Source organism: Bacillus sp. Marseille-P3661 (assembly GCF_900240995.1).
GTDB lineage: Bacteria > Bacillota > Bacilli > Bacillales > Bacillaceae_J > OESV01.
Window position 1 is genome coordinate 1,614,445 of the sequence record NZ_LT965953.1, and the last position, 18,823, is coordinate 1,633,267.

Sequence of the window (18,823 nt, forward strand, 5' to 3'; positions counted from 1 at the left end):
CAATACTAGTAAAAGTAATAAGACCCTACTTCTGGTAAATACTATTCTTAAAACGTTCCTTTCTAATTATTACCGTCCATCATTCATTAAAACCTAACTTCAACTTGCCTATAATCACATACCAATCGCTGAACTGCTAGCTTATCCTTATTGACTAACACTAAGAAAGCATCTGCTATCTCAGGATCAAACTGACTTTTTTTCCCATCTTTTATTTGAATCACAGCCTACTCCATATTAGTGGTATTTCTATAAATTCTTTGTGATGTCATAGCATCAAAAGTATCCGCGACTGCCATAATCCGGGCATAAAACGGTATGTTCGTTCTACCCGTTGAATAAAACAGAAACATCTTTCCAACCATAAGCAACATCATCAACTGCCACTCCACCAAACTCACTTTTTCTGCGAAGATATTCCTTCCCACCCATACGTTCATAAAAACCCAGACCAGATTTATTTTGTTCCATTACCCACACCAATACAGAATTAATGCAATTTTCTTTAAAATGCTTTGCAACAGCTGAAAACAATTGTCTTCCTACACCCAGTCCTCTACATTCCTTTAATAGATAAAGGGCGTATAATTCTCCATCATAGAGTTCATCGTCAATACTTTTCCCCGCTGCAAAACCTACAACATTTCCTCCATCACTAATTGCAATATATATAAAGGGGTCATTTTCAGTGTTTAAAAAATAAAGCCATTTTTGTTCTGATTCTTCATACGATAATCCATTCAAATAATCTTCTGGTACTAAACCACGATAAGTAGTTTTCCAGCCATCAACATAGACTCTTGCTACAGCTTTTACATCTTCTTTACTTGCTTTTCTTATCTTCAAACTTATCACCTCAAATAGTGCACCATAGTATTGCGAAACCAGAGGGACAGGTCCAGTGTCCCACATTAAAAATACCCGTAGGGGTGATGCACAAGGATAGGTTACCCGCTCTACATTTTAAGAAGGTCAATGAACCTGTCCCTCTGACCCATGACCCACCTCTGACCCATGATCATTTATCATAGATCTTAAAAAGTGTATTGGTTTTCTTAGCATGGTACATTGCGATGTCTGCATGACGAAGGAGCAAATCCATATCTACTCCATGATCAGGATAATAGACAACTCCAATACTGGTAGTAATTTGTACAAGGATATTTGTTATAGAAATGGGCTGTTTGATGACTTCAGCAATACTGTTTGCTATTTCCCTTATTTCTTCTTCACTTTTTTGTCCAAAAAGAACGATGACAAATTCATCTCCACCTAAACGATATACGAGACCATTCGAACCCAGAACTCCAGTTAATCGGGCTGTAACTTTTATTAGGGCAACATCACCAGCTTGATGACCATAGGAATCATTCACTGTCTTTAGTCCATGCAGATCTAAATACATAATTGTAAAAGTTGTATCTTTGTTAATCTCTTCTTCTAGGTCTAGTTGGAATTTAAGCCGGTTTGGTAAATCAGTCAACGGATCATGATAGGCTCGATATCGAATTAGATCCTCTTCTTTCTTTTTTTCAGTAACATCCCAAAACACTACTTGGATAGCCGATTCTCCATTCAACTGAATTGGTATTCTATTCACATCAACATCTATCTCCTGACCATCAAAGCGAACAAACTTTTCGTATTTTGATGGAGTAAACTGACCATTATTTTCTATATTTTCAATTCGTTTTGATACAATCATTCTATAATCCGGATGGATGATATTATGGATGTGTTTACCAATAATTTCTTTTGATTTTTCAATCCTTAATAATTGTAACGCTGTTGAGTTGACATATTGGATAATACCTTTCTGATGTACCAATATCCCTAACGGTGAATTCTCTACTAAGCGTCGATAACGATCTTCACTTTCTTTCAAGGCTCGTTCCATTTTCTTTCGCTCTGTGATATCTCGATAACTAACTAAAATCGCACTTTTCCCCATATAAGTAATAGGAATTGCAGAAAGAACCACATCTATAATTTTCCCATTTTTGCTCCTAAACTTTACATCAAAATCAAGAAGTGGTTTGTTATGAAGCAAAATTTCTTGTGTTAGGTCAGATGCCTCATCTAACCTTGTTGGTTCAATAAATTCCCGAATAGATGTCCCTTGTATTTCTTCTTCTGTTGTACCTACAAGGTCAGCAGCAGATTTATTAGCGTACATGATATTATCTCCATCATGTACCATGATAGGATCAGGTGAATAGGTTAAGAGGTTGCGGAACCTTTCTTCACTTTCGATTAAATTAAGTTCCAATCGCTTTCGTTCCGTTATATCTTGGACTTGAGCTATAAGATATAAGGATTTATCTCCTTCTCGAACAATCGAAACTGAAAGCAACACCCATACAATGTTTCCATTTTTGTGAATATATCTTTTTTCCATTTCATACGACTCTTTTTTTTCTTCAATCAGTTCCTGAACTTGATTGATATCTACTTCTATATCATCTGGATATGTAATGTCTTGAAACGTAATGGATAGAAGTTCTTCTTCCGTATAGCCTGTAATCTTAGATAAAGTTGGGTTCACTTTAATCCAATGTCCCTCTAATGAAACTAAAGCCATACCAATAGGTGAATAGTAAAAAACTTGATCAAATCGATTTAAAAAATTTAACATAATACTCCCTCTAATTGTATATTTCACAAGGATTAGTAAAAACAATTGTTAGTTGCGTTGATTTAATTTTGCATACTTGCCTTTGACTTGAACGAACCAGAGGGACAGGTCCAGTGTCCCACATTAAAAATACCCATAGTGATATCAGGGTTGGTGCTCAGTAGTAGGTTCCCCACCCTACGTTATACGACGGTCAATGAACCTGTCCCTCTGACCCACACATGAATGTTTCATACATAGAAATACTTCATTATAACAATATTATAATTGGAGGTGTAAAATTTGAGAAAAAAAGGATTCTCCTATTACTTATTAATTTTTGCTACTATAACCGGAATAGTTTTATTGCCTTTTGCTATCGTAAAACGATCATTTAAAGATTGGATTATTGTATACCTTGTTAGTATTCTTGGTAATTTCTTTTCAGATACATATCTAGTTTCAAAAGGTTATTTAAAATACCGAAAGAAACCTTTTCCAAGATTTAAAATTCACCTCCCTTTTGATTTTGTACATTATCCTTTAATGTTACTTTATTATAATCAATGGACACTAAACAGTAATCCTGCAGGGATTTTTTTAAAGCTTTTCCCTTTTGTAATACCGCAAACAATCCTAGAGACTATTGCCGCCAAAAAAACCAAGCTCATTACATGGAAAAAAGGCTGGACTTGGTATCACTCTTTCATAAGTCTAATGTTAAAACTATTAATATGCAGAAGTATTATTGCAATGATTAGAATAATAAATAAAGGGAAAACATCAGTGAATTAAAAAGGTTCCAGCTCCCGGGTATACTAACTTACCGGGGGCGGGAACCAACATCAAAAATTCATATTGAAATTCTATACTAGAACTTTTTTAAAAACTTTATAAAAAAATAAATGACTACTATTAACAGTATGCCCACATAGAGCAATCCACCAAGAATAAGAGTTGTCGGAACCATTCCAGCTTTATATAAAGTATTGAGTTCTAGCATAGTTTTTTATCCCTTTCATTTTTTCTCATGATGTTTACTTTTAACTTAATTATTATAAGAAGCAACACAGGAATAAAGATTTGAAATATAGGATAGACCATTTTGGTATTTATTTCGAGTCCCGCCCAACGATAAAAAATAAAATCGTCAAAATAAACATGAGTGTACCATAATAAACAGATTGATAGTACGATAATTAACCATTGTTGGTGTTTTTGTTTAATGTTAAATACAGTTTGAATGGCTAATCGTGATCCATTAAAGTAGAGAAGACCTTTAAAATAACCTCCTAACAAAAGGATCATACCTCCTATAGCATCCACTCTTTGCAGAAAATTTCCTACGTTAATTTTTCTAATAACCTGTAATAAAGGAAAAGGTGAACGCGAAGTGATATCCACTCCTAAAACGCTGATCATCGTAATGACTGTAAGCATAAGAATAAAACCTGAAATACTGACAGCTATGATAGAAATTTTCCGAACAATTTGTTTATTATTTACATAACACCAGTACATCAGAAATATAATCATTTCACCGAATGGAAAATTGACAACTTGTGGAGTGGTTTTTAATACAGGTAAAATACCACCTTCCAAGATCGGTAATAATTGTTCGCTTTTGATATCTCCTGAAAATAAAAGCAGAATAATAATAGAGACAAAGAAAATAGAAAACCATGGTAAAAAGATTTCAGCAGTACGTCCGATAACTTCTACTCCTAACAGCATACTGTAAACAACCACTGTCAAAATACAAAAGATAATAACGACTAAAGGAGTATCTCTTAGGAAATATTCTACAATTGACGTTGAGAACTCATAGAGAATGAATGATGATGTCCAAAAAAAGCTTAAAGCGTACAAAAGAATCAAAGGGAGTGCAATCCATTTCCCTAATACAAAATTTAAAATTTCAGCCAAATTTTTATCAGGAAAGGCACTTTGGATCTCAGTAAATACCCATAGTAAGCCTATACCCGTTACTAAAGCAATTAAAATTGCGATCCAAGCATCTTGTTTAGCTTCAATCCCTATAGCAAATAAAGTAGTGCTGCCAACTTCAAATAGTATAATTAGGGCAAGTAATTGACTCTTGTTAATCTGATCTTTTCTCATAGTAGAAAACACTCCTGAACTACTTTACTTACCTATTACATCATCTTTTCCATATATCACTGCACTTAATCGGGACAGGGGGACAGGTTCATTGTCCTAACAGGGTCAAGGGATGAGGTGCACCCCAAAAGTTAGAGTCAAAAAAACTAATCTTTTGGGGTGTTTATTTTGGCTAAAAAATATAGTGATGATTTGAAATTAACGGTGGTTAGAGAATATCAAGAAGGAAAGCTAGGGATAAGACCCCTAGCCAAAAAACACGGGATCAAGTCTAAATCACTAGTTAACAGGTGGATAAAAATATATGAGAAATTGGGTGCTGATGGATTAAAAAGGAAGAGGAAGAACAAACCTTATTCTGTTCAATTCAAGCTAGATGTATTAAGCTATATGAAGAGAACAGGTTCTTCAGAAACGGAAACTGCCCTTCACTTTGGAATAACAGAACCTACTACAATAGGTAGGTGGAAGAAAGCTATTTTAGAGGGGAAAGATGAAGGCCTGAATAAACATAAAGGTAGGCCCTCCATGTCTAACAACAAGAAAAACGACAAAGAAATGACATATGAACAAAAGCTGGAAAGAGAGAACGAGCTCCTTCGTTTGGAGGTAGAATATTTAAAAAAGTTGCGAGCTTTTCGGATGGACCCCACGGGCTCTCTCGAAAAGCACAAGCAGCAATATCATTCGAACTCAAAGAAAAGTTCAAACTAAAAGACGTATTACTAATCGTTGGTATTCCAGAGTCTACTTACCACTATCAAATAAAAGCGATGCAAAAAGAAAACCCAAAACAAGACCTAGAGGATTGTATTCAATCTATATTTGACGAGAATGACAGTAATTATGGGTATCGTCGTGTTCAATTAGAACTGAAGAACCGAGGAATTAAAGTGAATCATAAAGCTGTGCAGCGTATTATGGGAAAGCTCGGTCTTAAATGTAGCAAATTTAGTAGAAAAACACGAAAGTACAGTTCTTATAAGGGGAATGTAGGGAAAGTTGCAAAAAACCGTATAAATCGTCGTTTTAAAACCAGTGTATGCCATCAGAAGTTAACAACTGATATCACAGAATTTAAGTGTTTAAATGGTAAAAAGCTTTATCTGAGCCCTATTATGGACTTATATAACGGTGAAATTCTTTCTTATGGGATAGGTACTAGTCCAACTTTGGATCTTGCGATCAGACCCCTTAAAGAGGCACTTGAAATTGTAAGAGAATCAAAGTTTAGGACAACGATTCATTCTGATCAAGGATGGCAATATCAACATAAAAAGTGGGGTAAGACACTTAAGGAAAGTAAGGTTTTTCAAAGCATGTCTCGAAAGGGAAACTGTTTGGATAACTCCCCTATGGAGAACTTCTTTGGCATTCTAAAACAAGAGATGTATTATGGAGAGGCATTGTGTACGGTTGAAGAGTTAAGCGAGAGAATTAAGAGATATATAGATTACTATAATAACAAACGTATTAAGAAAAAATTGGAGGGAATGAGTCCAGTTCAATACTGTACTCATACCAGCCAACTAGTTGCATAATAAAAACTCTAACTTTTGGGGGTCAGCTCAGGACCTGTCCCCATGACTGTTTCTTCATAAGTGATGCTACTTGTATCTGATCTGGTTGAGACGTGTTTTCTAGATTCTTAATAATTAACTCTTGTCGTTCCACAGAGTGATTTTGGCTTAATTTAGCTTTTGCTTCAATTTTTGTAATTTTGATTCGGAACGCTACAATTCCTTTAATCATTCCTTCTATAAAACTAGGTTCAACATCATTTAAATGGTATGTACTATCAGGACCTTCGTATTTATTGACCAAGTCAACTAAAGACTCAACTATTTCTTTTCTATCTTCGATAATCTCTAGCTTTCCATATAAATGGATAGACACATAATTCCAAGTAGGTACTGCCTTGGTTGTTTCGTACCAAGTAGGTGAAATATAACAGTGAGGCCCTTGGAAAATTACAAGAACTTGTTGATTTGCAGCATCCTTCCATTGCTCGTTCGGACGTGCAAAATGACCATATAAGGCATTTTCAGATTTATTTAACATCAGCGGAAGATGTGTGGCGTAGGGCTCCCCTTTATGCTGAGAAAATAAGGTTGCAAATCCATATTTCTCAATAAAATCATGAATTACTTCTTCATCATCCATTTTAAAATGTTTTGGTATATACATACTAATCCACCTTTAAAAAAGTTATATAAGTGTTTTGCTCATTATAAAGTCCAATTGTTCTTCATCACCCATATAAAAAGAGTGGGCTCCGGTTTGAACAAATCCCATTTTCTTATAAAAAGCTATCGCATTTTCGTTTTTTTCCCATACACCTAGCCAGATGTTCTTTTTATTCTCCCTTAAAGCAATTTCCATTGCTTTATTTATCATATGTTTGCCTAGCCCGTGTTTTTGAAATTTGCTCTTTATATAAATCCTTTCAATTTCAAGTGATTCATCACCCATTTCTTCGGACTGAGCATCATGGGTATTAACCTTTAAATATCCAGCCACTTCATTATTAAAATAAGCAAAAAAGAATTGCGACAAACGATTAGATAACTCTTTTTCTAATTGATTTAAATTAAATGCACGTTCCAAATAGGCCTTCATATTTTCGGGTGAATTCTGATCTTTAAATGTATCGTTGAAGGTTTCAATACATATTTCTTGGAGTATATGAATATCTGCATCGCTGCACTTTTCTATATTTATAGTCATCTTGATATGTAGCTCCTTTGATCATCAATAATTTCTTTTGTTGCCCTTTTTTACAAACTCCCAATCTTTTTCTATATTTTTTCTTACTCTTTGCAGAAGATTGAAAGCGGCTTCTACTTCTGTTTCTGAAAATCCCGCTAATGCAACGTTATTGGAATAATCATGTTCTTTTTTTATATAAGGATAAACATTTTCCCCTTTTTCTGTTGGAAAAAGTTTTTTTATTTTTTTGTTATGTTGATCTTCTTTCTTTTCAATAAAACCATTCATTTGGAGTTTTTTTATAGCACGAGCAGCAGTTGTTCGGTCTACTTTAATCATCTCAGCTAACTTTTCTTGAATGATGCCAGGGTTTTCACATATTCGCACAAGGTACAAATACTGACCTTTTGTAAGGTCATATTCTTTAAACTCAATATTACTTATAGAATCTAATGCCCTTGCTATCATTCCTATTTCACGAAGAATATCCTTCATAATGAACTCCTTAGTACATATTTTTGTTGCATATGCATTAAATTTGGCATATATTAAATTTAACTTAACTTTGTTGCATTTACAACAATAACAAAAATATAAAGAGGTCTTATCAAGTGAAACATATTTTTTATGTACTAGGAATTTTACTATTAACCTTTGGTATTTCTTTAACTATACTATCTGACCTTGGCACTTCACCTTTTGATGCATTACTGGTAGGATTGTCCATAAATGTAGGGCTAACTGTGGGAAGTTGGGAAATCATACTAGCTTTAATAATGATTTGTTGTAATTCATTATTAACAAGACGAAGACCAGAAGTTTTGGGGTTGTTAACAGCATTTATTACAGGTATTGGCATTGATATGTGGCTTTTTTTATTGCACAATTTGCTAACACCTGAACTATGGTACAGCAAGCTTGTTTGTTTTGGAATCGGCTTAATTATTATTGGATTTGGAACAGCCGTTTATTTACAAACAAATATTGCCCCGATTCCAGTTGACCGATTAACGTTAATCATTCAAAAATTAACGAGAACCACTATATTTTTTTCGAGAACTGTCATTTACCTCTTATTTTTGATAATGGCAATGATTTTCAATGGACCAATTGGCATTGGAACTTTATTAACCGTTTGTTTAGGAGGGCTACTACTTAATTACTTTATGCCATTTACAAAAAAGATGCTTGACAAAATCCTAACGCACTCTGGCACGAGAATAAGTCATGTTACTGAAAAAAACCATTCCATCTAGAACGGGACAGAGGGACAGGTTCTGTCCCAACTGGGCCATGGGACCTGTCCCCCTGTCCTCCCCTTGCTGCATCACCACAAACTTAAGACTTCATCCCAATTCCACTTTTCGTAATAATAACTCCCTAAATTGATATTTGTTATCCATTTCTTGGGCTTAGTGCTATCTAAATTGGTAACCCAGACATCAGCAGTTTCTCGGTCTGTCCGGATCCAGATTAAATGGTCATCGATATACTGTGGTCTAAAGTCTCCCTCCTTTGGCGAAGGTGATGTTAAGTTTGTGTGTTTCTTCATGTTTAAATCCGTCTTAACTAACGAAGGTAATGGCCTTTCCTCAACATCCATCCAAATCGTTTCAGCTGATCTAGAAGTAATGATTTGATGATCGTTGACCCATGTTAAATCACGGTCCACAAAACCTAAAGGTGTATAGATTTCAGTTGTATCTTGAAGCAAATTATAAATCTTTAATTGTTTATTACTAATCGCCTCTCTACCTTCTCCATTAATAGTCCCTAAAAGGGCTTGTGTAGGAGCCCATTGAAACCATTCTTCATCATCTAACATTCCACTAAACTTTTTAAAAACTTTCCCATCCTGTGAAAGAACACCTAGTATATTCGAATCGGCTGACAATGAAGCGGTTGGATTTAGTAAAAAAGCAACCCATTGGCCATCATTAGACCATTTAAACCCACTAGTTGAAATAATAAACTCATCTTTTTCAACAGGAATGGTATGAACATGAATAGGTAAAAAATTTTCTGTTGATGGATCTAAGATAATTTTTGATACCACAATATTGGCATCGACTTGGTCATCGATTTTAGATGATAAGATAAAACCTTTGCCATCCGGCAGCCATGAAAAATTAGAAATTTTGGACGCTATATGTTGATTATTAGTAATGTCTCGAACGTCCGCCATAAATAATCTGCCTGCTGATTCAAATCCCGATTCATTCGGAGATGGTGTAGATTGAAATCCAATCTTATTCTCGTTAGGTGCCCATTGAAAATTTGACATTATATGGGTAGCTACTTTTGTATGTATGTCTTTCTGAGTGTCATAAAGCCAAAGCTCTCCTTCATTTATTGGAAAATCAGCATTCTTTTCTCCTTTTAAATAGGCTATCCAAGTTCCATCATTTGACCACTTTGGAAACCTAACGAATTCTCCATCAGTGATTTTTTTCTCATTATCTTCAACTTTTATCCATAAGTTATCTTCTTTAATAAAAGCTGCTTTTAATTGTTTTGTCTGATCTTCTGCAGCTAGCGGGATACCGGGAAATGATAACAAACAAACAACTAAGAACAAAAAGATTTTTAACATTTTTTGAACTTCCTTTCTTAATGCGATTCTATCAGAGTTTATTATTATTCCCTTTAAAGGTAAGAATTTATGAATGGTCAACCAAGCGATACTTATTTTTTTCCGAGGGGAGGGGCCAGAATGCCTGCTAATTTAATACTCTAATTTTTTTATTTTATGTAAAAAGTACGAGTTTCAACTTGATCAAAATTTAACAATTAATCGATTATTTTTGTATTCCACAAAAACGCGTAAGGAAACCTCACATTTATGACCCAAAACTTCTTGAACAGTTATATACTAAATGTAAGAAGAAATTACAATTTTAATAACTACATATAACCAGTAAGGAGTGGGATTAATGAATACTTTAACAGCAAAAACAATGTCTAAGGAAATGGCCACTGAAGCAATTTTACTTGCTAAACGTGACAAAGGATTAACATTTGAAGATTTATCAGCAGCGATAAATCGTCATCCTGTATGGACAGCCTCTGCAATTATGGGACAATCTCAAATGAGTACGGAGGAAGCAGATAAACTTGTTGAAATTTTAGAACTTGATCCTTCCATTTCATCTTCGTTACAGGAATTTCCAATGAAGGGCTCGTTAAAAGAAACGGTTCCTACTGATCCATTAATCTATCGTTTTTATGAGGTTTTGCAGGTATATGGAACGACAATTAAATCGATGATTCACGAGAAGTTTGGAGACGGAATTATGAGTGCGATTGATTTCACTTTAGATATCGAAAAGAAAGAGGATCCAAAAGGAGATCGAGTAGTTGTAACGTTAGATGGTAAGTTTCTTCCATACAAAAAGTGGTAATGAAAGTAAAGAAATCCTTCCAGGTCAACCAAAAGGGTGAGAATCTATATTTTCTAGTTTCTCACCCTTTTCAATTTCATTCCCTTTACTTCCTTTAAACACCTAATTTTAACTACAAGGCACCCACTATTTCTTTACATTCCGAAAGTGCAAGCGTTATGACCAGCCTTGAAGAGCTTACGATCTTTAACCGCAAACCAATTACTTTAGCGCTAGATACTGTAGCATAACAATCCTTTGTATACCTTAAATTTATGCATACCTAAAACAACTTCCTCTCAATGTCCATGATATCGAAAGGAGGTTGTTTTATTATTTTGCTTGATTTAACTTATCTTACCACTCGATTACATTGTTTCGGATCGTATGTGCTACCGGTGACCATCGCAATACTTTTTCCTGCATTATTTCTGCTTGCTCTGGTGTAAGGTCACCTTTAATAAATCCCCTTATCCTTATCTTAGGAATTCAGGTGTTTCAGATATACCCCATACTGAGCAAATATCCATGTCACCTTCTATTTTAGTTCGTCAAAAGGGATTCCCATTGCAGATGCATTTACCAATATAGCGTTCCAGAAAGACAGCTACCTAATGATACTAACACATGCTCCTATGGATTAGCTGTTGAATTCGAACCAAATAAGTGACATGGCTCATCACTGACTACCGGATTTAAATCACGTACATACGTATCATTTGAGTAATTGCCTTTACATTCTGTCGGTCCTTAGAAACCCCTTTATCATTTTCTGTTGTAGCTAAAAATTCAAAGGTTTTGTGTTGAATCTAGTAAATAATTACCATGGACACGCACCATTCTATTCCTCTTTTCGCATCGGATATTGTTTAGAATGATGGTTCCTATCTTCTTCAAAACTTTGAGTTAATTCCTTCGTACCTCTTTTAAACTCCAGTAATGTTTTACCAAAGGCATTCCCGATTTCAGGTAATTTCTTAGGACCAAAAATAACTAACGCAATAACTAGAACAAGAATTAAACCCGGAATTCCAATATTACTAATCATCCAAAGCACACCTTTCTATCCATATATTCTTAAGCACTTACCTCTTCTGAAAGCATGCCAGTTAGTAGTTTTCTTAATTTTATAAATTCGTCATTACCCATAATATCTGATTTTTGCCTTGGTCTTGGAAGATCAACCTTGATTACATCACGTATATACGCTTTGGGGCCATGACTCATTACGACAATGCGGTCAGATAGAAGGATGGCTTCCTCCACATCATGCGTGACCATTACAACCGACTTTTTTTCTTCCTCCCAAATACGCTCTAATTCATCTTGAAGACTCCCCCGCGTTAACGCGTCTAAGGCTCCAAAGGGCTCATCTAAAAGAAGGACCTTAGGATTGTTAACAAATGCCCGGGCTATACCTACTCGTTGCTTCATACCACCAGAAATTTCCTTAGGTTTTTTATCTTTTGCTTCTAATAGTTTAACAAGTTTCAAGTACTTCAAAGCAATTTCATCTTTCTCTTCTTTACTTGCATTCTCTTTTACACAATCTAAAGCAAACATAATATTTTCATAGACTGTCATCCAAGGAAACAAAGCATGATTCTGAAAGACCATGCCACGTTCCACACCTGGTTTCTTGATAATCTGGCCATCCAATTTCATCGTTCCATTGTCATAAGATTCAATGCCTGCAATCATGTTTAATAATGTACTTTTCCCACAGCCGCTGGGCCCAATCAAGGAAATAAACTCACCTTCGTTAATGGTAAGAGAAATTTCATCTAATGCTTCAAATACTTCTCCTCTACTCTTAAACGTTTTTGTTACTTTGTCAATCTCAAGATGACCATTAGTTTTCATAACCAACTCTCCTTTCAACATAAGCCAGCATACGATCCAATGCCGTTCCGATTAAGCCAATTAATATAATTGCAACAATAATACTGGAAATGTCAAGATTATTCCATTCATTCCAAACAAAGTAGCCAATACCTCTTCCACCAATTAGCATTTCTGCTGCAATAATAACTAACCATGCTACACCAAAGCTAATTCTTAATCCCGTCACTATATTTGGTAACGAAGCTGGTAATAATACCTTTCTAATAAACATTCCGCGCCTTGTTTCTAATGTTTTAGCCACATTTAGATAGGTAGACGGAATATTTCTTACACCAAAAATTGTGTTAATAATAATTGGCCAAATACAACAAATAAAAATAACAAATATTGCAGTAGCTTGTGAGTCTTGTAAAACTGCTAATCCAATAGGTAACCACGCTAATGGGGATACGGGTTTTAGTATTTGAACAAACGGATCAATAGCCTTAGAAACGACCTCTGATGTTCCAATTAAAAACCCGAATGGAACGGCAACCACAACTGCTAATGCAAAGCCAATTAATACCCTTTGCAAACTAGAAAGCAACTGAATTCCAATACCCACATCATTTACTCCCAAATAATAAAACGGATTACTTAATAGCTCAATCGCACGTACAACTACTTGCGATGGCGCAGGCACTAGCGTAGAGGCAACTCCCATACCTACAAACAATTCCCAAATAACGAAGGTTAAGCCAAATAACCCCAAAAATACAACGAATGCTTTTGTATTAACAGACCATTCACGTTTGCTCACTTCCTGACCATCCACGCTAGTTTTTCGAGCCAGATCACTTATCTTTTTTGCACGACTTAGCTGTTCCATCTACTAATCCCTCCTGCTATATTTTTAACGAATCATCCATTCTTTTAAACTATTCATGTCTTGGGCATTGAAATCTCTACCCATAATTTTTTCAATTTTATATTCATCTGTTGGAGCAGATACGCCTAATTCTTTAGCAATTTCTCTCACATCATTGGTTAGAAAAATTTCATCTGCTACTTTGTTAAAATCTAGGCCTTCAGCTTGTGCTGGGGTAATATAATTCCATCGAATCATTTGAGTCGTAATCCAAACTGCAAAACTCTTCCAAGGATACGGATCAAAATCAACACGTTTCGGATCATTGATTGTATTGCCTAAGCCATCTGGAAACTTACCCGTTAATACTTGTTTAACGACTTCTTCTGGCTGATTCAAATATTGGCTAGGTGATATCGCCTTCGCAATATCTGCACGATTTTCTGATTGACTACTATAACTTGTAGCATCCACTATCGAACTTAGAAGAGCACGATATGTTTTCGGGTTATTATCGATGAATTCCTGTTTCACTCCAAACGCACAGCATGGATGGTTTTCCCACATATCCTTCGTTAATTTAAAAATATAACCAAAGCCTTCTTTTACTGCACGTTGATTAAACGGCTCAGGTCCTAAGTAACCATCCAGATTACCTGAAGCTAGATTAGCGACCATGTCAGGTGGACGAGTTACCCGAATATCAACATCAACATCTGGGTCTAAACCACCTTCTCCTAGATAATGGCGTAACAATAAATTGTGCATCGAATAATCAAAGGGAACCCCTAAAGCCATTCCTTTTAAATCTTTTATTTCTTTTACAGAATCTTTATATTTGTTCGCTAATGTAATGGCTTGACCATTAATATTTTCAATGGCCGCCAGTCTTGTCGGAACTTGGGATGAACCTAAACCTAAAGACAACGCAATTGGCATTGGAGATAATAAATGGGCTGCGTCAATTTCTCCTGCAATATACGCATCACGAATATCTGCCCAACCACCATATTTTTGAACTGTGACCTTCAATCCATGTTTCGCATAAAATCCCATCGGTGCTGCCATAATAATTGGGGTTGCACAAGTAATTGGGATAAATCCTATCTTTAGTTCAGGCTTTTCTACATCTGCTAGATCTACAGGAGCACTAGTAGAGTCTGATGGTGGAGAAAAACATCCAGAGAGAGTTCCTAACAAACCACCACTAGCTAAAAAACCTAACCCCAATGCAGCTGACTTTACAAAACTTCTTCTCGTTACAGATGCATTTGAGCTCACCGCATTAATAAGACCTAAATCCTTTATTTCAGAGCGGTATTCCTGTAAATCCTTTTCATCTCTAAAGGAAGTATCTTTGTATTGGTGGTCGTGGTCATGTGTACAACCCTGTATGATACAGTCATGTTTATGTTTATCGCTAGTCATAATGTACCCCCTAAATAGTTATATTTATAGATTAATCATTAAAATCATAAATAGATAAAGTCGTGAAAAAATATAATATTGCCCCATATATACTTCATCACCAACTTAAATCTATTACCTAGTAACTATGATTACATTTATCAACCTCCCGATATAAACTTAACCCTTTACTGATATGCGATTCCCCCTAAACAATATCAATATTTAACCTGATTATATTGAATGTAGTAGTTTCTTTGTTAATTTGTGGCAGGAATTCTCACATGTTTTTTTCTAAAAATAAAATATATATGTTAGATAAACTAACCTAGCCATAATGAAAGGTCCAAAACTAACTGAAAAAGGACACTATTTATTAGAGGAGTAAGAAAAAACGCCTGATAGTATTTTTATGATAAAACACAGCTAGACATCGTTTTTTGAGAGGATAGTACATGTACTTTCCACTTCAAATGAACTGCAATTGCAGTTCATTTTACTTATAAAAGATCATGCTTTTTAGACCGTACCCCTTGGCACGGTCTAGCCTTTGAAAATTTTTCATATCAACGTTTTCCATTTAAAAAAAGTGCTTGCCCCCTTACATTTGAAATAAAATAGTATTTATCAACAAGTCAGTATTGCTACAACTACTGAACAAGAGCCCATAATTGCGCAGTAACTACCTTTACACAAAGAAATACTGAAAACCTTGTAAATAAAGGCTTATTTATAATGAATGTTTTTTTAGTAATGCCACCCGTTATGAAAATAAACACACTTTACTGATTAAATAGTTCATAAATATAAAATGATCCAATTTACCTTTGTCAAAATCCTCTATGTAGTCCCACACCAAATAGGCATGGGAAAAACAACTCTACCTTTATTTTACTAAAGCAATGCAAGGATTAAATTTTAAATCGAGCCATTACTACTTATGGTACGGTTCTCCGCACCAGTTTAAGCGGTGGTTTTTAAGTGAAGATAAAATAAAGGCAACTAATTAAAGTGCCATATGAACTTGCATAATCCCTTTTAAAGGACTCAATTGAAAGAATTCAGGTAGATTCATTAAAAAACAGTTTCTATTTAAGATACAATACTCCTAAAGTCTTGTTTAATATTAGGTACTAATTGAATGGTAATTGCAAATATAGTTTCCCAATTGCCTTCTTTATTGGATTTTTTCTTATCGTAAAAAAACGAAAAACCCTTGATGATTCAAGGGTTCTACTACAGCCCCGAGAGGACCTGAACTTGCAAAGCACGGTTTTGGATTTGGTTCACTACTATAGTGTCTAATTAAGTATCGTATGAAAAATGTCTATCTATTAGGGTTAATTATGAACCCGTTAGGTAGCATTAGTAGATGCTTTGAAACGTTTGTCACCAATTTGTTCCCAATACCTTACTAACACTTTTGAAAAAACAAAAAACCTTTTTCCCCTACCACTATAATTTTTATTGATTATGGTAGATCTTATACTATTAAACTCGATTTCTCGTTATAGCGCTTATGATTTCATCATTGCTCATGGATGAATTTAGTTTATATTCGCCAATTTGTATATATTTGGCACCATTCTTTGATTCGAGCGTTTTAATGAACTCTCCTTGGTTTTTAATAAGGCCTTTCTTCTTCAATTGAAAGGCTACATCACTACTTAACATCCCTTTAGTAATCTTAAAAAGTTGATCCTCGGGTTTACTTGTTTCTTTTTCTGAATTATCCTTAGAAACTTGTTGTTTCAGTTCTTCGTCATTGTCTGCAACCTTTGGAGAATGTTCTGACTCAGACTCATCGTTTTCCTTTTGTGAGCTATGATCACTTTGTTCCATATTTACTTGCTCTTCTTTAGAAATGACGACTAAATTATTATCTTCTAGGAACGAGGTGATGGTTTCTTGATCTAGAATTGTTTCATTAGAGACGTTAGAAGATTCCAGTGCAAAAATAGGCTTAAAAACTATTAAAATCATGGCTGTAAAAAATAAGCCAATTGCTAGACCACGTGCAGTATGTTTATCCACGAATATTACTTCCCTTCTCCAAGTCCTTGATTTTTTCTTTTAGCTCTATAATTTCGCGCGTAAGGTTAATATTCACATTACAAACTTGTTTTGTAATCTCAGATTGATAGTCTTTCGCAAAAAAAGAGTAAATAAATAAACTAACACTCGATAGTATCAATAGTGTAATAAATAGCGTCATATGAATCCTCCTTCAATTTTTGTAGTATTATTAGTTTGTTATACCTTCGCTATAATACGACATATTTCGCATATTCTATCTTACCATCTTTTAAATATTTTATTAACAATCTTTAGACCCGAATTATCTCTAGGTCTTTATTATGGTCATCTTAATTTCTTAAAATTTACCTTACAGTTTCTTATTTTCCAGACTTTCATACTTTAAATAGTTATATTTTCTTGAAGAAAAAATAAAAGAGCCTGACTCAAAAGTTCGTTAAATGCTACTTTTCTGTCCGTCTCTTTGACATACTGTATATAAGCTTTGGTAGAATAACAACAATATTTACCATATATTATACCTATATACCTTTTACTATTTATTAATCACAATCGATAATTTATAGCTTACATAATTACTTATGTCAGTCAAAAATTCATCTAATATTTCATTGGATGGAAACTTGCATTCGAGAAGGTAACAACTTTCTCCACTAACTTTGTAGTTGTTTATGATATATGGATCTTGTTTTTTTATAAACGATAAATAAGGTTGATGATTGGTGCTTTTAGTAAAAATATGAATAATTGCGTGCACAGAAAACCCCATTTTTACTTGATTCACTTTAATCGTATAGCCTTCAATAATTCCACTATCTTCTAATTTTGCCACCCTTGCGGATGTAGCTGGTCCAGTCAAGTGGACTTTCTCGCCTAATTCCTTCATTGTAATCCGACTGTTCTTGGAAAGTTCATCTAAAATCAGAATATCTGTACTATCTAACATTTCTTTAACTCCTTTCATAAATAAAGTCAAAAGGCCAAAAGATTTTATTTAATCTATGTATCCAACAATAGGTCTAGTTTAAAATATACATTGTTCGAAGGAATTTTTAAAGAAAAGGAGTTTTAGCAGATGAATATACAACTAATTCGAAATGCAACAATCGTTGTTGAATATGCAGGGAAAAAGTTTTTAATCGATCCAATGTTAGCCGAAAAAGGAGCTTACCCTCCTCTCCCAAATGCACCAAGACAAGATCAAAACAATCCTTTGGCAAGCTTACCAACATCCATTGAAACTATTATCCAGAATATCGATGCAGTCATCGTCACTCATCTGCATCCTGACCACTGGGATGATGCTGCTATCGAAGCATTGCCAAAAGATATAAAACTATTTAGTCAAAACGAAGAAGATGCTGTACAAATACGTAACGCTGGCTTTCCAAATGTAGAAGTATTAAAAGAGGATACAGTCTTTGAAGGTATTCAATTAATTAAAACAAAAGGCGAGCATGGCAGAGGCGAAATCTTAAAACTTGCTGGTTTAGTATGCGGGGTTGTCTTTAAACACCCAACGGAGAAAACATTATATGTTGCTGGAGATACAGTTTGGTATGATGCTGTACAGGAAGTAATTGAAATACACAAACCAGAAATCATTGTGGTCAATGGCGGGGATAATCAATTCCTACAAGGCGGATCTCTAGTAATGGGTAAAGATGACATTTATGAAGTTTATAAAGCTGCACCTAACGCAAAAATTATTTCAGTCCATATGGAAGCAATCAATCATTGGACATTATCGAGAGAAGAATTAAAAAGCTTTGCTAACGAAAAAGGAATTTCTTCTAATGTTTTAGTACCAGATGATGGAGAATCCTACTCATTTTAACAAGCCAGGGGAAAAGCCAGGGGGAC

Annotated in this window: 21 protein-coding genes; 6 read left to right on the forward strand and 15 right to left on the reverse strand. The window is 34.7% G+C overall.

The annotated features are described in order from the left end of the window. Positions 1-227: 227 nt before the first annotated feature. From C1724_RS26360 to C1724_RS07520, 3 genes are all read right to left on the reverse strand, one after another. Complete coding sequence (locus C1724_RS26360) at positions 228-377, reverse strand: HD domain-containing phosphohydrolase (RefSeq protein WP_374703426.1); 150 nt, start codon at positions 375-377, stop codon at positions 228-230. After that, positions 328-855 carry a GNAT family N-acetyltransferase gene (locus tag C1724_RS07515; RefSeq protein WP_258000297.1) on the reverse strand — a complete coding sequence of 176 codons (528 nt, stop codon included), beginning with the start codon at positions 853-855 and terminating at the stop codon, positions 328-330. Before C1724_RS07515 ends, C1724_RS26360 begins: the two co-directional genes overlap by 50 nt. A gap of 163 nt (positions 856-1,018) precedes the next feature. Next, positions 1,019-2,635, reverse strand: a complete 1,617-nt coding sequence (locus C1724_RS07520) for a PAS domain S-box protein (protein ID WP_102346078.1) — start codon at positions 2,633-2,635, stop codon at positions 1,019-1,021. Positions 2,636-2,917: 282 nt separating this feature from the next. On the opposite strand from C1724_RS07520, the gene C1724_RS07525 reads away from it, so the two are divergent. Next, on the forward strand, positions 2,918-3,409 hold the full coding sequence (locus C1724_RS07525; protein ID WP_180994166.1) for a CBO0543 family protein: 492 nt from the start codon (positions 2,918-2,920) through the stop codon (positions 3,407-3,409). Between the two features lie 201 nt (positions 3,410-3,610). Here C1724_RS07525 and C1724_RS07530 read toward each other — a convergent pair whose 3' ends face one another. Then, positions 3,611-4,735: a GerAB/ArcD/ProY family transporter gene (locus C1724_RS07530; protein ID WP_102346079.1), complete on the reverse strand. Its 1,125-nt coding sequence runs from the start codon at positions 4,733-4,735 to the stop codon at positions 3,611-3,613. A 168-nt stretch (positions 4,736-4,903) separates the two neighbouring features. Here C1724_RS07530 and C1724_RS07535 point away from each other — a divergent pair, with 168 nt between their 5' ends. Both C1724_RS07535 and C1724_RS07540 read left to right on the forward strand, forming a co-directional pair. Further along, a complete protein-coding gene (locus tag C1724_RS07535) occupies positions 4,904-5,449 on the forward strand; it encodes a helix-turn-helix domain-containing protein (RefSeq protein WP_102344757.1) in 546 nt (181 codons plus the stop codon). Further along, positions 5,350-6,276, forward strand: coding sequence for an IS3 family transposase (locus C1724_RS07540; RefSeq protein WP_142386528.1), 927 nt, complete (start codon positions 5,350-5,352; stop codon positions 6,274-6,276). The genes C1724_RS07535 and C1724_RS07540 overlap by 100 nt, the downstream gene beginning before the upstream one ends. A 22-nt stretch (positions 6,277-6,298) precedes the next feature. Here C1724_RS07540 and C1724_RS07545 read toward each other — a convergent pair whose 3' ends face one another. The 3 genes from C1724_RS07545 to C1724_RS07555 are packed head-to-tail and all read right to left on the reverse strand — an operon-like array spanning position 6,299 to position 7,939. Then, a complete protein-coding gene (locus C1724_RS07545; RefSeq protein WP_102346081.1) occupies positions 6,299-6,922 on the reverse strand; it encodes an FMN-binding negative transcriptional regulator in 624 nt (207 codons plus the stop codon). A 21-nt stretch (positions 6,923-6,943) separates the two neighbouring features. Then, the gene (locus C1724_RS07550; RefSeq protein ID WP_102346082.1) at positions 6,944-7,462 is read right to left on the reverse strand and encodes a GNAT family N-acetyltransferase; all 519 of its coding nucleotides are present in this window, start codon (positions 7,460-7,462) and stop codon (positions 6,944-6,946) included. A 24-nt stretch (positions 7,463-7,486) separates the two neighbouring features. Then, the gene (locus C1724_RS07555) at positions 7,487-7,939 is read right to left on the reverse strand and encodes a MarR family winged helix-turn-helix transcriptional regulator (RefSeq protein ID WP_102346083.1); all 453 of its coding nucleotides are present in this window, start codon (positions 7,937-7,939) and stop codon (positions 7,487-7,489) included. A 116-nt stretch (positions 7,940-8,055) separates the two neighbouring features. Here C1724_RS07555 and C1724_RS07560 point away from each other — a divergent pair, with 116 nt between their 5' ends. Next, positions 8,056-8,700: a YczE/YyaS/YitT family protein gene (locus tag C1724_RS07560; protein WP_102346084.1), complete on the forward strand. Its 645-nt coding sequence runs from the start codon at positions 8,056-8,058 to the stop codon at positions 8,698-8,700. Between the two features lie 71 nt (positions 8,701-8,771). Here C1724_RS07560 and C1724_RS07565 read toward each other — a convergent pair whose 3' ends face one another. Next, entirely contained in the window at positions 8,772-10,037 is a 1,266-nt protein-coding gene (locus C1724_RS07565; protein WP_102346085.1) for a PD40 domain-containing protein, read from the reverse strand. Positions 10,038-10,377: 340 nt separating this feature from the next. On the opposite strand from C1724_RS07565, the gene cynS reads away from it, so the two are divergent. Then, positions 10,378-10,845 (forward strand): cyanase, encoded by a 468-nt coding sequence (cynS, locus tag C1724_RS07570; protein ID WP_258000298.1) that lies wholly within the window; start codon positions 10,378-10,380, stop codon positions 10,843-10,845. Positions 10,846-11,665: 820 nt separating this feature from the next. On the opposite strand, the gene C1724_RS07575 is transcribed toward cynS, so the two are convergent. The 7 genes from C1724_RS07575 to C1724_RS07605 all read right to left on the reverse strand — a co-directional run bounded on the left by C1724_RS07575 (position 11,666) and on the right by C1724_RS07605 (position 17,906). After that, a complete protein-coding gene (locus C1724_RS07575) occupies positions 11,666-11,872 on the reverse strand; it encodes a twin-arginine translocase TatA/TatE family subunit (protein WP_102346086.1) in 207 nt (68 codons plus the stop codon). Positions 11,873-11,901: 29 nt separating this feature from the next. After that, positions 11,902-12,687 carry an ABC transporter ATP-binding protein gene (locus tag C1724_RS07580; protein WP_102346087.1) on the reverse strand — a complete coding sequence of 262 codons (786 nt, stop codon included), beginning with the start codon at positions 12,685-12,687 and terminating at the stop codon, positions 11,902-11,904. After that, complete coding sequence (ntrB, locus tag C1724_RS07585) at positions 12,677-13,537, reverse strand: nitrate ABC transporter permease (protein ID WP_102346088.1); 861 nt, start codon at positions 13,535-13,537, stop codon at positions 12,677-12,679. Before ntrB ends, C1724_RS07580 begins: the two co-directional genes overlap by 11 nt. 24 nt (positions 13,538-13,561) lie before the next feature. Further along, positions 13,562-14,944, reverse strand: coding sequence for a CmpA/NrtA family ABC transporter substrate-binding protein (locus tag C1724_RS07590; RefSeq protein WP_102346089.1), 1,383 nt, complete (start codon positions 14,942-14,944; stop codon positions 13,562-13,564). Between the two features lie 1,470 nt (positions 14,945-16,414). Beyond that, entirely contained in the window at positions 16,415-16,957 is a 543-nt protein-coding gene (locus C1724_RS07595) for an endolytic transglycosylase MltG (protein ID WP_102346090.1), read from the reverse strand. Beyond that, the gene (locus C1724_RS07600) at positions 16,950-17,138 is read right to left on the reverse strand and encodes a hypothetical protein (RefSeq protein WP_102346091.1); all 189 of its coding nucleotides are present in this window, start codon (positions 17,136-17,138) and stop codon (positions 16,950-16,952) included. The genes C1724_RS07595 and C1724_RS07600 overlap by 8 nt, the downstream gene beginning before the upstream one ends. Before the next feature lie 357 nt (positions 17,139-17,495). Further along, a complete protein-coding gene (locus tag C1724_RS07605) occupies positions 17,496-17,906 on the reverse strand; it encodes an Lrp/AsnC family transcriptional regulator (RefSeq protein ID WP_102346092.1) in 411 nt (136 codons plus the stop codon). Between the two features lie 129 nt (positions 17,907-18,035). On the opposite strand from C1724_RS07605, the gene C1724_RS07610 reads away from it, so the two are divergent. Then, the gene (locus C1724_RS07610; protein ID WP_102346093.1) at positions 18,036-18,797 is read left to right on the forward strand and encodes an MBL fold metallo-hydrolase; all 762 of its coding nucleotides are present in this window, start codon (positions 18,036-18,038) and stop codon (positions 18,795-18,797) included. Positions 18,798-18,823 lie beyond the last annotated feature (26 nt).

Coding starts and splice junctions, on each gene's coding strand:
- C1724_RS26360 (WP_374703426.1), bottom strand. CDS start 377: ATGATGTTGCTTATGGTTGGAAAGATGTTTCTGTTTTATTCAACGGGT.
- C1724_RS07520 (WP_102346078.1), bottom strand. CDS start 2,635: ATGTTAAATTTTTTAAATCGATTTGATCAAGTTTTTTACTATTCACCT.
- C1724_RS07530 (WP_102346079.1), bottom strand. CDS start 4,735: ATGAGAAAAGATCAGATTAACAAGAGTCAATTACTTGCCCTAATTATA.
- C1724_RS07545 (WP_102346081.1), bottom strand. CDS start 6,922: ATGTATATACCAAAACATTTTAAAATGGATGATGAAGAAGTAATTCAT.
- C1724_RS07550 (WP_102346082.1), bottom strand. CDS start 7,462: ATGACTATAAATATAGAAAAGTGCAGCGATGCAGATATTCATATACTC.
- C1724_RS07555 (WP_102346083.1), bottom strand. CDS start 7,939: ATGAAGGATATTCTTCGTGAAATAGGAATGATAGCAAGGGCATTAGAT.
- C1724_RS07565 (WP_102346085.1), bottom strand. CDS start 10,037: ATGTTAAAAATCTTTTTGTTCTTAGTTGTTTGTTTGTTATCATTTCCC.
- cynS (WP_258000298.1), top strand. CDS start 10,378: ATGAATACTTTAACAGCAAAAACAATGTCTAAGGAAATGGCCACTGAA.
- C1724_RS07575 (WP_102346086.1), bottom strand. CDS start 11,872: ATGATTAGTAATATTGGAATTCCGGGTTTAATTCTTGTTCTAGTTATT.
- C1724_RS07580 (WP_102346087.1), bottom strand. CDS start 12,687: ATGAAAACTAATGGTCATCTTGAGATTGACAAAGTAACAAAAACGTTT.
- ntrB (WP_102346088.1), bottom strand. CDS start 13,537: ATGGAACAGCTAAGTCGTGCAAAAAAGATAAGTGATCTGGCTCGAAAA.
- C1724_RS07590 (WP_102346089.1), bottom strand. CDS start 14,944: ATGACTAGCGATAAACATAAACATGACTGTATCATACAGGGTTGTACA.
- C1724_RS07600 (WP_102346091.1), bottom strand. CDS start 17,138: ATGACGCTATTTATTACACTATTGATACTATCGAGTGTTAGTTTATTT.
- C1724_RS07605 (WP_102346092.1), bottom strand. CDS start 17,906: ATGTTAGATAGTACAGATATTCTGATTTTAGATGAACTTTCCAAGAAC.
- C1724_RS07610 (WP_102346093.1), top strand. CDS start 18,036: ATGAATATACAACTAATTCGAAATGCAACAATCGTTGTTGAATATGCA.